13 protein-coding genes and 1 pseudogene are annotated in these 13,116 nt (G+C 64.7%); 5 read left to right on the top strand and 9 right to left on the bottom strand.

The window, feature by feature from the left end; genetic code table 11:
- Positions 1-98: 98 nt before the first annotated feature.
- The 3 genes from boxC to ABIA40_RS32690 all read right to left on the bottom strand — a co-directional run bounded on the left by boxC (position 99) and on the right by ABIA40_RS32690 (position 4,517).
- A complete protein-coding gene (boxC, locus tag ABIA40_RS32700; protein WP_404545394.1) occupies positions 99-1,787 on the bottom strand; it encodes a 2,3-epoxybenzoyl-CoA dihydrolase in 1,689 nt (562 codons plus the stop codon).
- A gap of 126 nt (positions 1,788-1,913) precedes the next feature.
- Positions 1,914-2,726 carry an alpha/beta fold hydrolase gene (locus ABIA40_RS32695; protein WP_404545393.1) on the bottom strand — a complete coding sequence of 271 codons (813 nt, stop codon included), beginning with the start codon at positions 2,724-2,726 and terminating at the stop codon, positions 1,914-1,916.
- A 249-nt stretch (positions 2,727-2,975) separates the two neighbouring features.
- Entirely contained in the window at positions 2,976-4,517 is a 1,542-nt protein-coding gene (locus ABIA40_RS32690) for a benzoate-CoA ligase family protein (RefSeq protein ID WP_404545391.1), read from the bottom strand.
- A gap of 121 nt (positions 4,518-4,638) precedes the next feature.
- Between ABIA40_RS32690 and ABIA40_RS32685 the strand changes: the two are divergent.
- From ABIA40_RS32685 to ABIA40_RS32670, 4 genes and pseudogenes are all read left to right on the top strand, one after another.
- Positions 4,639-5,549: pseudogene (locus ABIA40_RS32685) on the top strand (helix-turn-helix transcriptional regulator).
- 254 nt (positions 5,550-5,803) lie between these two features.
- Entirely contained in the window at positions 5,804-6,199 is a 396-nt protein-coding gene (locus ABIA40_RS32680) for a group II truncated hemoglobin (RefSeq protein WP_404545389.1), read from the top strand.
- A 148-nt stretch (positions 6,200-6,347) separates the two neighbouring features.
- On the top strand, positions 6,348-7,175 hold the full coding sequence (locus ABIA40_RS32675; protein WP_404546417.1) for a helix-turn-helix domain-containing protein: 828 nt from the start codon (positions 6,348-6,350) through the stop codon (positions 7,173-7,175).
- 140 nt (positions 7,176-7,315) lie between these two features.
- Positions 7,316-7,750, top strand: coding sequence for a VOC family protein (locus tag ABIA40_RS32670; protein WP_404545387.1), 435 nt, complete (start codon positions 7,316-7,318; stop codon positions 7,748-7,750).
- A gap of 47 nt (positions 7,751-7,797) precedes the next feature.
- Here ABIA40_RS32670 and ABIA40_RS32665 read toward each other — a convergent pair whose 3' ends face one another.
- A complete protein-coding gene (locus tag ABIA40_RS32665; RefSeq protein ID WP_271546387.1) occupies positions 7,798-8,130 on the bottom strand; it encodes a PRC-barrel domain-containing protein in 333 nt (110 codons plus the stop codon).
- Positions 8,131-8,800: 670 nt separating this feature from the next.
- On the opposite strand from ABIA40_RS32665, the gene ABIA40_RS32660 reads away from it, so the two are divergent.
- A complete protein-coding gene (locus ABIA40_RS32660) occupies positions 8,801-9,151 on the top strand; it encodes a hypothetical protein (RefSeq protein WP_404545385.1) in 351 nt (116 codons plus the stop codon).
- 117 nt (positions 9,152-9,268) lie between these two features.
- On the opposite strand, the gene ABIA40_RS32655 is transcribed toward ABIA40_RS32660, so the two are convergent.
- The 5 genes from ABIA40_RS32655 to ABIA40_RS32635 all read right to left on the bottom strand — a co-directional run bounded on the left by ABIA40_RS32655 (position 9,269) and on the right by ABIA40_RS32635 (position 13,115).
- Positions 9,269-9,982 (bottom strand): ABC transporter ATP-binding protein, encoded by a 714-nt coding sequence (locus tag ABIA40_RS32655; RefSeq protein WP_036001768.1) that lies wholly within the window; start codon positions 9,980-9,982, stop codon positions 9,269-9,271.
- A complete protein-coding gene (locus ABIA40_RS32650) occupies positions 9,975-10,742 on the bottom strand; it encodes an ABC transporter ATP-binding protein (RefSeq protein WP_404545383.1) in 768 nt (255 codons plus the stop codon). Before ABIA40_RS32650 ends, ABIA40_RS32655 begins: the two co-directional genes overlap by 8 nt.
- Positions 10,735-11,679, bottom strand: a complete 945-nt coding sequence (locus tag ABIA40_RS32645; protein ID WP_109142170.1) for a branched-chain amino acid ABC transporter permease — start codon at positions 11,677-11,679, stop codon at positions 10,735-10,737. Before ABIA40_RS32645 ends, ABIA40_RS32650 begins: the two co-directional genes overlap by 8 nt.
- Complete coding sequence (locus ABIA40_RS32640) at positions 11,676-12,593, bottom strand: branched-chain amino acid ABC transporter permease (protein WP_060737326.1); 918 nt, start codon at positions 12,591-12,593, stop codon at positions 11,676-11,678. The genes ABIA40_RS32645 and ABIA40_RS32640 overlap by 4 nt, the downstream gene beginning before the upstream one ends.
- Before the next feature lie 303 nt (positions 12,594-12,896).
- Entirely contained in the window at positions 12,897-13,115 is a 219-nt protein-coding gene (locus ABIA40_RS32635; RefSeq protein WP_157286584.1) for a hypothetical protein, read from the bottom strand.
- Position 13,116: the final 1 nt, after the last annotated feature.

The raw sequence follows: 13,116 nt of genomic DNA, 5'->3' as shown, positions 1-13,116 counted from the left end.
GGACCTCCCGTGTGGGACTAGCTCGTTTGAAGGGGCGAATGGCGAATGGCGAGTAGCGAATGGGCATTCCCTATTCGCCATTCGCCACTCCCTACTCGCTAGACTCTCGTCATATCGAACTTCGGTTTCTGGCCGCTGCCGTAGCGGCGCAGCGCGCCTTCTTCGCCGACGGCGTTCGGGCGCTGGAAGATCCAGTTCTGCCACGCGGTAAGGCGCGCGAATATCTTCGATTCCATCGTCTCGGGGCCGACGAAGCGCAGGCTGGCTTCCATGCCGGTGAGGCTGTCGGGCGAGAAGCTGGCGCGCTCCTCGAGGAACACGCGGACCTCGTCGTCCCAGTCGATGTCGTCGAGGGCGAAGGTAACGAGGCCAAGCTCTTCGGCCTGCTCGGCGTCGAGGCTGGTGCCGAGCGTTGCTTCCACGCGCTCCAGATCGGACGGATCGGCCTGGAAGCGCGACTCCAGCCGTGTCAGGCCATGACTCATCGGATAGGGACCGAAATTCATGGCGGACAGCTCGATCGACGGCGGCGGACGATTGTCACCCTGGCGGGTGCCGATCAGCATGTAGGAGCGGTCGGCGGCGAAGACGAGCTCGGCGAGCGTGCCGGCAAAGCAGGAGCCGGGCTCAACCAGCGTCACCAGTGTGCGCGAAGTGACGTCGACGCGCTTGAGCACGCGCTTCCAGTAATGCCTGATTTCGTTGACCAGCCAATGCGCCTTGTTGGCTTCGAGGAACGCATCGCTGGCGAGCACATGAGCGCGGTCGCCATGGCTCTTGAACACCAGCATCGCAATCTCGAGCTCGTTGATGCGTAAGTGAAGGATGGCGTCGTCGAGCTCGCGCGCCACTTGCAGCGGCCAGAACGAGGCGCCTTGCGCCATCATGCCGTCGATGTCGGCGGGCGGCGCGGTCTCCGGCGCCTTGATCGAGATGGTGGCGATGCGCGCGGTGCGATCGATGTCGACGGTGACGAAGCCGTAGCGGATGCTGTTCTCGTCGATCAGGCGCCTGAGCGGCGTCAGCGCGATGCCCTTGCCGCTGCCCTTGCGCGTCGATTGGCCTGCGAATTCCTTGGCGCGCTCGGCGATCTTGGCCTCGAGCTTGGAGTTCGGCGCGATCTCGTCGACGAGGCGCCATTGCACGGCGCGCTTGCCCTTCACGCCTTCCTCGATGGTGCAGAAGACATCGGCGTGGTCGCGCCGCACCTTGCGCTTGTCGACCACCCGCGTGAGACCGCCGGTGCCCGGCAGCACCGCGAGCAGCGGCACTTCGGGCAGCGCGACGGCGGACGAGCCGTCGTCGGCGAGGATGATGTGATCGGTCGCGAGCGCCAGCTCGTAGCCGCCGCCGGCGGCTGAGCCGTTCACGACGGTGATGAAGCGCTGGCCGGAATTCTCCGACGAATCTTCCATGCCGTTGCGGGTCTCGTTGGTGAACTTGCAGAAGTTCACCTTGTGGGCATGGGTCGAGCCCGCGAGCATGCGGATGTTGGCGCCCGCGCAGAACACGCGGTTCTTGGCCGAGCGCAGCACCACGACCTTCACCTCGGGATGCTCGAAGCGCAGGCGCTGGATCGCGTCGGCGAGCTCGATGTCAACGCCCAGGTCGTAGGAATTGAGCTTGAGCTGGTAGCCCTCGAACAGGCCGCCATTCTCGTCGACATCCATGGTCAACGTCGCGACGTCGCCGTCGACCGCGAGCTTCCAATGCTTGTAGCGGGACGGTTCGGTCTGGAAATCGATGAATGTCGCGCCGCCTGCGAGGCGCCGATCTTCCCCGGCCATGAGCCACCCTTGAGCTTGGTTATGCATTCTGGAACGTTAGATGCACAATAGTGCATCTTATTAGATTAGTCTAGCCCGAATCGCGGCGCCATATGCACTTTGCTTCATCTAGGGCGCGCATGGGTTTCATGCGGCCTGAAGCCCCGGATCGTCCCGCAAGGCGGCCTGCGCAAACTGCACGATGGCATCAAGGGTCGGCCCCGGGGCCTCGCGATGTGGGGAATGCGCCGCGCCGGCAATGATTTTCAGGTCGACCGGGCAGTAACATTCTTCCTGCGCGATCTCCGCCTGGCGCAGGGTCCCATATTGATCGTCCGCGCCCTGCACGATCATCACGGGCACGCGGATGTAGGCAAGGTATTCGGAGATATCCCAATTGCGGAATTTCGGATCGAGCCAGGCGCTGTTCCAGCCGTAGAAGGCGTTGTCGACGTCCTTGTGCCAGCGCGTGAGCTTCGACCTGAGGTCCAAAGTTTCGAACGTCGTCTTGATCGCGGCGATCGATTTGACCGAGATGTCCTCGACGACGAAATGCGGCGCGATCAGCACGAGCCCATTGAGGCGATGATCCTGATGCGCCCCGGTATAGATGGTCGCGATCGAAGCCCCATCGGAGTGGCCGAGCAGGAGGCCGCGCTTGAAGCCAATCATGTCGAGCAGCTTCGGCAGCACGTCCAGCGCCTCGCGATGCATGTAGTCAAGCGGCCGCGGCAGCGCGACCGGGCTGGACTGGCCGTAGCCTGCGCGCGAATAGACGAAGATGCCGGCGCCCGTGGCCTGCTGGAGCTTCTCCGGGAAATCACCCCAGAGGCCGACACAGCCGAGGCCTTCATGCAGCATCACGATGGTGGGGGCATCGGGGACGACAGGCGCGAGCCATTTGTATTCGAGGCTGGCGCCATCGATGTCGAGGAAGCCGCTGGGGGTGAGATTGGTCATGGTCGAATTCCCATTCCTAGCCAATGCCGAGATGCCCACCCTCCCCTGGAGGGGGAGGGTCGATTCACAGCGAGCGCAGCGAGATGTGAATCGGGGCGGGGTGACGGTCTCTCCGCGGATGCGGTGCCCGTGGATAGATCACCCCACCCCGCTTCACATTGCGATTCGCTCCATGCGAAGCGACCCACGGGCGAGCTACGCTCGTCCCGGACCCCTCCAGGGGAGGGTAAGCAAGTGCAGTCCGCAAGCTCAATGCGCGCCCTCGCGCAGCTTGAACCGCTGGATCTTTCCGGTCGCGGTCTTCGGCAGCGAGTCCACCACATCGATCCAGCGCGGATATTTCCAGGGGCCGATCTTCTGCTTGACGTGCTCCTTGAGCATCTCCTGCAAATCCGTCGCCTTGGCGCCCGGGCGCAGCACGACGAAGGCTTTCGGCTTTAGGAGTCCTTCCGGATCGGCCTCGGGCACGACGGCAGCTTCCAGCACGGCCGGATGCGTGATCAGCGCGCTCTCCACTTCGAACGGCGAGACCCAGATGCCGGAGACCTTGAACATGTCGTCGGCGCGGCCGCAGAAGGTATAGCGGCCCTCGGCGTCACGAATGTATTTGTCGCCGGTGCGGGTCCACGGCCCCTCGAAGGTGCGGCGACTCTTGTGGCGCTGGTTCCAGTAGCCCTCGCCGGCCGAGGGCGCATCGACCAAGAGCTCGCCGACCTCGCCGTCGGCGACGTCCTGCCCGGCCTCGTTGACGAGCCGCACCGCATAGCCCGGCACCGGCTTGCCGGACGAGCCGTATTTGATGTCGCCGGGCGCGTTCGACAGAAAAATGTGCAACAGCTCGGTCGAGCCGACGCCATCGAGGATGTCGACACCGAACCGCGCCTTCCAGCTGTGGCCGACGGATTCCGGAAGCGCTTCGCCGGCGGAGGTGCAGATGCGCAAGGCCTTGCCGCCGCGCTCGTTCTTCATGGTCTCGTCGTTGAGCATCGCCGCGAACAAGGTCGGCACGCCATAGAAGATCGAGGGATTGTAGCGGTTCATCAGCTCGAACATGCGCGCCGGCGTCGGCCGCTCGCTGTTGAGGATCACGCTGGCGCCGACCGACATCGGGAAGGTCAGCGCATTGCCGAGGCCATAGGCGAAGAACAATTTCGCCGCCGACAGGCACACATCGCTCTCGCGAATGCCGAGAACGTGCTTGGCATAGGTGTCGGCGGTCGCCTGCAAATTCGAATGCAAATGGCGCACGCCCTTCGGCATGCCCGTCGACCCCGACGAGTACAGCCAGAACGCCGGCTCGTCCGGATGCGTCGCGGCGGTGGTGAACTGGTCGCTCTCGCCGGCGAGCTCTTCGGCAAGCTGCTTGTGACCGTTCTGCTTGGCGCCGGAGACCACGACATGCTCGAGATCCGGCATGCGGCCGACGACGTCCTTGATGACGGGATAGAGCGCTTCGGACACGAACAGCACGCGCGCGCGGCAGTCGGCGAGGATGTAGGCGTATTGGTCCGCGGTCAGCAGCGTGTTGAGCGGCACCGGCACGATGCCGGCGCGGATCGCGCCCAGGAACACGATCGGGAAATCGACCGTATCCAGCATGATCATCGCCACGCGCTCCTCGCGGCGGACGCCGAGCCGGCGCAGCATGTTGGCGGCGCGCCGGGTCTGTTGCTGGAGCTCGCCATAGGTGAGCCGCGAGACGGTGTCGTCGAAGGCGAGCTTGCTGCCCCTGCCCTCCCTGACATTACGGTCGAGCAGCCAGGTCACCGCGTTATAGGATCCCTCGCTCACGGACATCTCCCCGGAATTTAGAATTATAATTCATAGAAAGACACCACGGCGGCTTGCTGTCAATGCCAGCAGGCACTATGTTTCATTAAAACGCGCCGCAGGACCCTTGTAAAGAAGACTCATGACCGAAAGTCCCGACGCCGAATCCCGCTTCCTCGAACAACTCGGCCAGCGTGTGCGCACCATGCGCGCGCTGCGCGGCATGTCGCGCAAAGTGCTCGCCAAGGTGTCGGGAATTTCGGAGCGCTACATCGCGCAGCTCGAGAGCGGCAAGGGCAATGTCTCGATCGTGCTGCTGCGCCGCGTCTCCGACGCGATGGGCGCGCATCTCGAAGACTTGCTCCCCTCGCCCGATCCGACGCCGGACTGGCAGATGTTTCGCGATCTCCTGCGCAAGGCAACGCCCGCGCAGATTGCTCAAGCCAAGGATCTGCTCTCCGGCGGCAGCGCAACCGCGCCGCGGCGCGCGCCGTTCTGCGGCATCGCGCTGATCGGCCTGCGCGGCGCCGGCAAGTCCACACTTGGGCGGATGCTGGCGAAGAGGATCGGCTGGAGTTTCGTCGAGCTCAACAAGGAGGTCGAGCAGCAGAACGGGCTCTCGGTCGCCGAGATCATTGCGCTGTACGGCCAGGAAGGCTTTCGTCGCATGGAGCAGGCGGCGCTGCAACAGCTGCTCGCGCGCAACGAGCTGATGGTGCTGGCAACCGGCGGCGGCATCGTCTCGGAGCCTTTGACCTTCGACCAGGTCCTGAGCTCGTTCTACACGATCTGGCTGAAGGCCGAGCCCGAGGAGCACATGGCGCGCGTGCGTCGCCAGGGCGATCTGCGGCCGATGGCGGATGATCGCTCGGCGATGACGGAGCTGCGCGCAACATCCTGCTCAGCCGCGAGCCGCTGTATTCGCGCGCGACCGCGGTGGTGGATACCGCCGGGCTGTCGGTCGACGCCGCCGCCGTGCGCCTGATCGATGCGGTACGGCCGGTGCTGCAGAACGAAGCCCGCAGCTTCGGCCTGCGCAGCGTGGCGCTGTAGGTGGTTGGACCTCGCTAAGCGACACACTCGGCTGTCGTCCCGGACAAGCGTAAGCGCAGATCCGGGACCCATACCCCCAGGGAGAAGTTGTTGCGCAAGCTGGCAACCACGAGTCTTCGCAAAACAACTCCCTGTGGTTATGGGTCCCGGATCTGCGCGCGCTTAGGGCGCGCTTGTCCGGGACGACAGCGAGGGTTTGGGACGACCTCCGGCAACACTATATCGACGCCGAACAGCAAGCCTTGGAATCAATGATGACGTCCACCGACATCACCACCTCCATGTTCGAGCGGATCGGCGGTCGTGCCACGATCGACGCCCTCGTCGACCGCTTCTACGACCGCATGGACACCCTGCCGGAAGCGAAGATCATCCGCGCCATGCATGCGGACGACCTCGGCCTGATCAGGGACGTGCTGAAGCGCTATCTCACCGAATGGACCGGCGGCCCGCGGCTCTATACCCCCGAGAAAGGCCATCCGCGGCTGCGCCAACGCCATTTCGGCTTTACCATTGGGGACGCCGAGCGCGACGCCTGGATGCTCTGCATGCGCGGCGCGCTGGAGGAGACGATCACCGATGCCGCCGCGCGGCAGGATCTCGACAAGGCGCTGTCCGGGCTCGCCGATTGGATGCGCAACCAGCCGTGACAGGACGGCAGTGCCTTTGGCATCGGCGGCGTGCCACGCACCGGGTCATTTGAGTTCCGCGGTGATCGCCTGCTAAGCTCCAGGCATGACCGACATGCTCCCCGACACCATTCGCACGGAGCGCGAAGCGACGGAGCGTTAGCGCGTGATGGACGCACCTCCCGATGTCATCCGTCGACCGCCCTCGCCGCGCCTTGCGCGGCTGGTCTCCAGCATTTCCTTCTACCGCGAGCGCGGGATCGGCTTGGCCGCCTTCCGGCATGCCGCGCCGCTTTCGCTGCCTCTGCTGGTGAATTTGGGGACGCCCTTCCGCATTGGGCTCGGACACCGACCGGACACCGCCGATGCGCGGCCGAGTTTCGCGGCGGGTCTCTTTCCCGGGCCGGTCGTGATCGAATCCGACGGGCGCGCCGAATGCGTTCAGGTCGATTTCACGCCGCTCGGGGCGTATCGCTTCTTCGGGGGCGCCGTGCCCGATCTGACCGCGCGGATCGTCGGCCTCGACGACATTTTGGGGCGGCACGGCAGGGAGCTCCGCGCAAGGGTGGCCGAGGCAGCCAGCTGGCAGCGACGATTCGAGATCGTGGAAGACTTCGTGCTTCGCCGCGCCGTTCACGAGCCCTCGCCTGAGGTCGCTTTCGCGCTGGAGACGCTGTGGCGAGGCGCGGGCGCGGTCAGGATCGCCGACATTGCCACCGACATCGGCTGGAGCCGCAAGCATCTCACGCGCCGCTTCCACCACGAGATCGGCGTTCCTCCAAAGGTGCTGGCGCAGATGCTGCGCTTTCATCGTGCTTGCGTCCTCGCCCGGACGGACGGCGCAGGCGGCTGGGCGGCCATTGCCGCAGACGCCGGCTATGCCGACCAGGCACATCTTGCTCGCGATTTCCGGATGTTCAGCGGAGAGACGCCGACCGGATGGGCCGCGCGGCTCGATGTCGTCGATCCACGACTGATGCGCGACGGCGGAGGCTAGCGCCAAGGCAGCGCGAAGACAGCGCGAGACTTGGGCCAAGTCCCATTTGTTCAAGCCGGCCGCCGTGATCCGAATTATGGTCGGCTTCGCAACAGACAAGGACTTGCACCGGACGTCTCGCAACGAGCTTGGAGAGTGTCATGAACCCGCCGAACCTTTATGAAGCGCCGCGCCTCTACCACACCATGCGCTGCAAGGATGCCGAGGCGATGATCGCCTGGCTGAAGACCGTTCTCGGCTTCACCGAACGGGTGGTGTACCGCAAGGAGGGCACGGTCGTTCACGCCGAGCTGGCGTTCGGATCGTCGATCCTCATGCTGGGCGCGCATCGCGACGATGCTTACGGCAAATTGGTTGGCGACATCGGCGGCCGGCGGACGGATGCCGTCTATCTCGCTGTCGATGATCCCGACGCGCTCTATGCGAAGGTGAAATCCGCTGGTGCAGAGATCGAGATGGAGCCCTACACGACCGATTATGGCAGCCGCGATTTCGCCGCACGCGATCCGGAGGGCGGGCTCTGGAGCTTTGGCACCTACTGGCCCAAGGTCGGCGAGCAGCCGCTCGCGGGATAGCGGGCGCTCGCGTCAAATACTGCTCCGCGGCCGAACCGTCTTGCTCGCTAGACCGACCAGTAGTGCGGATGCGGGTAGGGCCGCGAGCGGTCGCCCCAGTCGAACGCGTCGCCATCGAACTCGCACGGGCCGCTGCTGAGTTCGTCCAGCGTCTGCTCGGTCTGGAACGCCTGCCGTGCTGGATCGTATTTCAGCGCGCCCCACTGCAGCGGATAATGGTGACGCGTACCGAGCAGCCCGCCGGTCTTGATCACGGCATAGGCAACCGTTCCGCTCATCTTGTCGAGCATCAACCGCTCGATCGTGCCGAGCTTCGTGCCGTCGCGTCCGTAGACGGCGACGTGCTCCACGCGATCACTGGGAACCATGGTGTGGTTCATGGTGTCCTCCCTGTTCTCGTCTGTTCACGATATTATAGCACCGGTTTCGCGGCGGCGGGAGCAGCTACAACTGCTGTAAGCGGCCCGCCCCGACCACCAGAGCGTCACTTCAGCCGAATCGTGTCGACGCGACGGCACTGGACGCAATGATAAACGTGCTCCGCAGGCAGCGTGACTATTCCAGGTAGTGTCGCCAGGAACTTCATTGGCCGCCTGCATTTTGAGCAGATGAGGATCGGCGGATCGTCTTGGCGATCGGAACTCATACAATAACCGGGGCTGAAGGCCGCCCGCACGTTACTGCCGCGCTGCGCGCGCTTCATCCCGGGAGAACTACCGGCCTTGATCGGAATCCGATCGGTCCCGCTCGGCGCGCTGCTTCACGCCCGCGTGAGGCGACTTCTTCCGGACTGTTGCGACGACATCGCGCCGCCCCCGGACGAAGCCATTTTCCTCACCCGGCGAAAAACGCCGGAAAGGCAGGCGGTCTAGAATTCTCCGCATTGATCAACAACGGAGTTCGGTCATGTGGGGTCAACTTTTCAGCCTGATCTATCGCCTGTCCTGCCGGACCACACTGATGGAGATCGGCGCGCACCGCCTCGCGCGTTAGGTCCATGAAGCCCGTGAGAATTGGGTAAGATCGATTGACCAGATGACGGGGATTGCCATGCGCAAGCTGATCCTGATCGCCGCGATGTCGCTGGTGGCAAGCCAGGCCCATGCCGGAGGCTCGCGGAGCCTCAGCCTGGCGGCCAGCAATGCAAGCCAGCAGGCGGAACAGCCGGCCACCGCGACGCCAGTTCCGGCGCAGACGCCTCAAGCCCCGCCAACAACGAATGTGCCGACGGCGACCGCACCAGCTGCATCGACGGCGCCTGCCTCGGCAATTCCGGCCGCCACAACGTCGGCCCGGTCCGCAACGGCGTCGAGGGCCGAAACCGCCAAACCGAAGCGCCGGCAGCCGTCCACCGAGGCGCGCGTGATCCGCGAGCTGCATCGGCACGGAATTTATTGGTGAGAGCTCACGTTATCTCTTCCGTCATCGCGAGCGCAGCGAAGCAATCCAGGATCTTTCCGCAGCGGCAGTCTGGATTGCTTTGCTGTGCTCGCAACGACGATGCGGCTGGAGCGGGGCTCAAATTCCCAGATATTTGTGCTGCAGATCCGGCGCGGCCATCAGCTCGTCGGAGGTGCCGCTCCACACCGTCTTGCCGCGCTCGATGATGTAGTGGCGATCGCAGATGCGGGCGAGATGGTCGACGTTCTTGTCGACGACCAGGATCGACTGTCCGCGGCTCTTGAGCAGCGACAGGCAATTCCAGATCTCCTGCCGGATCAGCGGCGCGAGGCCTTCGGTCGCCTCGTCCAGGATCAGGAGCTTTGGATTGGTCATCAGCGCGCGGCCGATCGCGAGCATCTGCTGCTCGCCGCCGGAAAGCTGGTTGCCCATATTGGACGCGCGTTCGGCGAGGCGCGGAAACATCACGTAGATCGCGGCGAGCGTCCAGGGATTATCGCTGTTGAAGCGATCGGCCGCGGCCGCGACCAGGTTTTCGCGCACGGTGAGGTTCGGGAAGATCTGCCGGCCCTCGGGAACGAGACCGACGCCGAGCTTGGCAATTCTGTAGGACGGAAGCTGCCGCACCTCCGCGCCCGCGAAGCGAATGGTGCCTGCGCGCGCTGGCGTCAGGCCCATGATGGAGCGGATGGTGGTGGTCTTGCCCATGCCGTTGCGGCCCATCAGCGAGACCATCTCGCCCGGCTTGATCGACAGCGACAGACCGAACAGCACCTGGGACAGGCCGTAACAGGTCTCGATGCCGTCGACCTCGAGCAGCGTGTCAGCCATGATGCGTCACCACATGCTGATCGCCGAGATAGGCGCGCTTGACGTCCTCGTTGGCGCGGATCGCGGCCGGATCGCCGGAGGCGATGACGCGGCCATAGACCAGCACCGTGATGCGGTCGGCGAGCGCAAACACCGCCGGCATGTCGTGCTCGACCAGCACGATCGAGACCTCTTTCCGCAGCTCCTGGAGCAGCTTCACCATGCGCTGGGATTCGGTCACGCCGAGGCCGGCCATCGGCTCGTCCAGCAGCAGCAATTTCGGCTTGCTCGCGAGCGCGACCGCGAGCTCGAGCTCGCGCCGCTCGCCATGGCTGAGCCTGGACACCACGATATCGGCACGGTGACCGAGGCCGACGCGGTCGAGCGCGGCGTGGGCGGCATCGCGCAGGCCCTTCTCTTTCCGCGCATTGGCGAAGAATCGGAACGAGGTGCCGGCATGCGCCTGCGCCGCCAGCGCGACATTGTCGGCGGCGGTGAAGTCGAGCAGCAGCGAGGTGATCTGGAACGAACGCGCCAGGCCCAACGCGCAGCGGCGATAGGCCGGCAGATAGGTGATGTCGCGCCCCGCCAGCGATACGCTGCCGGAATGCGGTTCGAGATGCCCGGTGAGCTGGCTGATCAGCGTGGTCTTGCCGGCGCCGTTCGGGCCGATGATGGCGTGCAGCTCGCCGGATGCGACGTCGAGCGAGACGTTGTCGGTCGCGATGATGCCGCCGAAGCGGCGCACCAGCTTTTCGACGCGGAGCAAGGGTTCAGCCACGGCCAGCCCTCCCGAGTGCGCCCATGATGCCGCCGCGGCCGAACAGGACGATGAGCAGCAGCAGCGGGCCCAGGATCAACGCCCAATATTCGGTGATCTGCGACAGCAGCTCTTCCAACAGCAGGAACACCACCGCACCCATGACCGGGCCGAACAGCGTGCCCATGCCGCCCAGGATCACCATCACCATGAGGTCGCCGGAACGGGTCCAGTACATCACGGCCGGGCTGACGAAATCGGTGTTGTTGGCGAGCAGCGCGCCGGCAAGGCCGCACATCGTGCCTGATATGACGAAGCAGACCAGTTGGTAGCGCTTGGCCGGGAAGCCGATGGCCTGCATGCGCTGCTCGTTGGAACGCAGGCCCTGCACGACAAGACCGAAGCGCGAGTTGACGATGCGCCATATCAGGAGCATGACGCCGAAAAGGCAGGCGAGGCAGAGATAGTAGAACTGCGTGCGGTTGCCGAGATCGATCAGGCCCGAGAAGTCGCTGCGCGTGTAGATGGTCAGGCCGTCGTCGCCGCCGTAACGGGCCAGACCCGAGGCGACATAGTAGGCCATCTGGGCGAAGGCCAGCGTGATCATGATGAAGTAGACGCCACGGGTGCGCAGCGACAGCGCGCCGATCACCAGCGCATAGATCGCCGACGCCGCGATCGCGACCGGAAACTGGATGAAGCCGGACCCAACGCCTTCCTGCGCGAGCATGCCGACGGCATAGCCGCCGATGCCGAGATAGGCGGCATGGCCAAAGCTCATCAGGCCCGCAAATCCCATGATGAGGTTGAGGCTCGCGGCCGCCAGCGCCAGGATGATGATGCGGGTGAACAGCGTCAGGATGAAGATGTTGCCGGTCAGATGCGAGTAGAGCGGCAGCAGCACGAGGCCCGCCAGCATCAGGGCCGTGACGGCCTTGCTCACGCTCAAACTCTTCATCGACGGTTGGCCGGAAACAGCCCCTCCGGCCGCACCACCAGCACGATAGCCATCAGCAGATAGATCAGCATGGAGGACAGCGCGGGCGCGGCGGTGGATGCGGCGGCGCCGCTCAGCACCTGGCGGAGCAGGTTCGGAAGGAAGGCGCGGCCGAGCGTGTCGATCATGCCGACGAAGATCGCAGCGAGGAAAGCGCCGCGGATCGAGCCGATGCCGCCGATCACGATGATGACGAAAGCGAGGATCAGGATGTTCTCGCCCATGCCGATCTGCACAGTCAGGATCGGCGCCTGCATCAGCCCGGCAAGGCCCGCGAGCGCGGCGCCCAGGCCGAACACCAGCGTGTAGAGCAGCTTGATGTTGATGCCGAGCGCGCCGATCATCTCGCGGTTGGATGCGCCGGCCCGGATCAGCATGCCGATGCGGGTGCGCATCACGCCGAGATAGAGCAACAGCGCGACCAGCAGCGCCACCGCGATGATGGCGAGGCGATAGGCGGGATAATGAATACCGGGAAGGATCGGCACCGGCACGGTGAGCCAGGCCGGCAGCGGCAGCGCCAGGCCCGCCGGGCCCCAGATCAGCCGCACGGCTTCGTTGAAGAACAGGATCAGGCCGAAGGTCGCGAGCACGTGGTCGAGATGGTCGCGGCCGTAGAGATGCCGCAGCGCGCTCACCTCCAGCACGATGCCGAGCACGAGAGTGGCCCCGAGCGCCATCAGCGCGCCGAGCAGGAAGCTGCCGGTCCAGGCCGCGAAGGTCGCGGCGAAATAGGCGCCCATCATATAGAGCGAGCCGTGCGCGAGGTTGACGAGATCCATGATCCCGAACACCAGCGTCAGGCCGGCGGCGAGCAGGAACAGCAGCAGACCGAACTGCAGCCCATTCAAGAATTGTTCGACGACGAGCAGCATCAGGACTCTTTCAGGCGCATACAGACGCGCGCCGATGTTCGAACACTGCCGCCATCAGTGAAAGAGCTCCCCCTGCCTCTTCAAGGCCGAAAAATGGGTAATGGCAGTATCGTTCCGAGGCAAGAGCGATTCGACATCAAACATGCACTTTGTTGCATCTCGGCACGTGCGGCCCGGACGCGCCCCGCAATGCAAAAAAGCTGCCGCGCTGCATGAGGCAACCTGCCGCAGCCAGACGACATCACCCTCTCACCGGCTGGCGGTGAGAGGGTACGATCGTCGTAAAATCGAGCAGGGCTGCGTCTAGTGCGACGTCATCTGCCGGGGGAGCTCGTCCGGCTCGGCGAGAACACTGTTGGCCGTCGACGCCTCCAGGGCCGCCATCCGAAACAGATAGGCGAGCGTCGTCAATCCGGTGTCCTCCGCCATTTGCGCCAGCTCGAGCGCCATGTCGGACATGTAGCCGAGATTCTCGTCTTTCATTTGCGCCATGATCTGGCTGTCCCGCATCACGTTCGACATC

The sequence above is a fragment of the Bradyrhizobium sp. USDA 223 genome (assembly GCF_044909005.1).
Taxonomy (GTDB): domain Bacteria; phylum Pseudomonadota; class Alphaproteobacteria; order Rhizobiales; family Xanthobacteraceae; genus Bradyrhizobium; species Bradyrhizobium yuanmingense.
This window is presented reverse-complemented; position numbering and strand designations above follow the sequence as displayed.

What these genes read in the sequence shown, in the direction of transcription:
- ABIA40_RS32635 (WP_157286584.1), bottom strand. Translation starts at nt 13,115, where the DNA reads ATGTCGAACGTGATGCGGGACAGCCAGATCATGGCGCAAATGAAAGAC.
- ABIA40_RS32695 (WP_404545393.1), bottom strand. Translation starts at nt 2,726, where the DNA reads ATGACCAATCTCACCCCCAGCGGCTTCCTCGACATCGATGGCGCCAGC.
- ABIA40_RS32665 (WP_271546387.1), bottom strand. Translation starts at nt 8,130, where the DNA reads ATGAACCACACCATGGTTCCCAGTGATCGCGTGGAGCACGTCGCCGTC.
- ABIA40_RS32680 (WP_404545389.1), top strand. Translation starts at nt 5,804, where the DNA reads ATGACGTCCACCGACATCACCACCTCCATGTTCGAGCGGATCGGCGGT.
- ABIA40_RS32660 (WP_404545385.1), top strand. Translation starts at nt 8,801, where the DNA reads ATGCGCAAGCTGATCCTGATCGCCGCGATGTCGCTGGTGGCAAGCCAG.
- ABIA40_RS32645 (WP_109142170.1), bottom strand. Translation starts at nt 11,679, where the DNA reads ATGAAGAGTTTGAGCGTGAGCAAGGCCGTCACGGCCCTGATGCTGGCG.
- ABIA40_RS32640 (WP_060737326.1), bottom strand. Translation starts at nt 12,593, where the DNA reads ATGCTGCTCGTCGTCGAACAATTCTTGAATGGGCTGCAGTTCGGTCTG.
- boxC (WP_404545394.1), bottom strand. Translation starts at nt 1,787, where the DNA reads ATGGCCGGGGAAGATCGGCGCCTCGCAGGCGGCGCGACATTCATCGAT.
- ABIA40_RS32670 (WP_404545387.1), top strand. Translation starts at nt 7,316, where the DNA reads ATGAACCCGCCGAACCTTTATGAAGCGCCGCGCCTCTACCACACCATG.
- ABIA40_RS32655 (WP_036001768.1), bottom strand. Translation starts at nt 9,982, where the DNA reads ATGGCTGACACGCTGCTCGAGGTCGACGGCATCGAGACCTGTTACGGC.
- ABIA40_RS32675 (WP_404546417.1), top strand. Translation starts at nt 6,348, where the DNA reads ATGGACGCACCTCCCGATGTCATCCGTCGACCGCCCTCGCCGCGCCTT.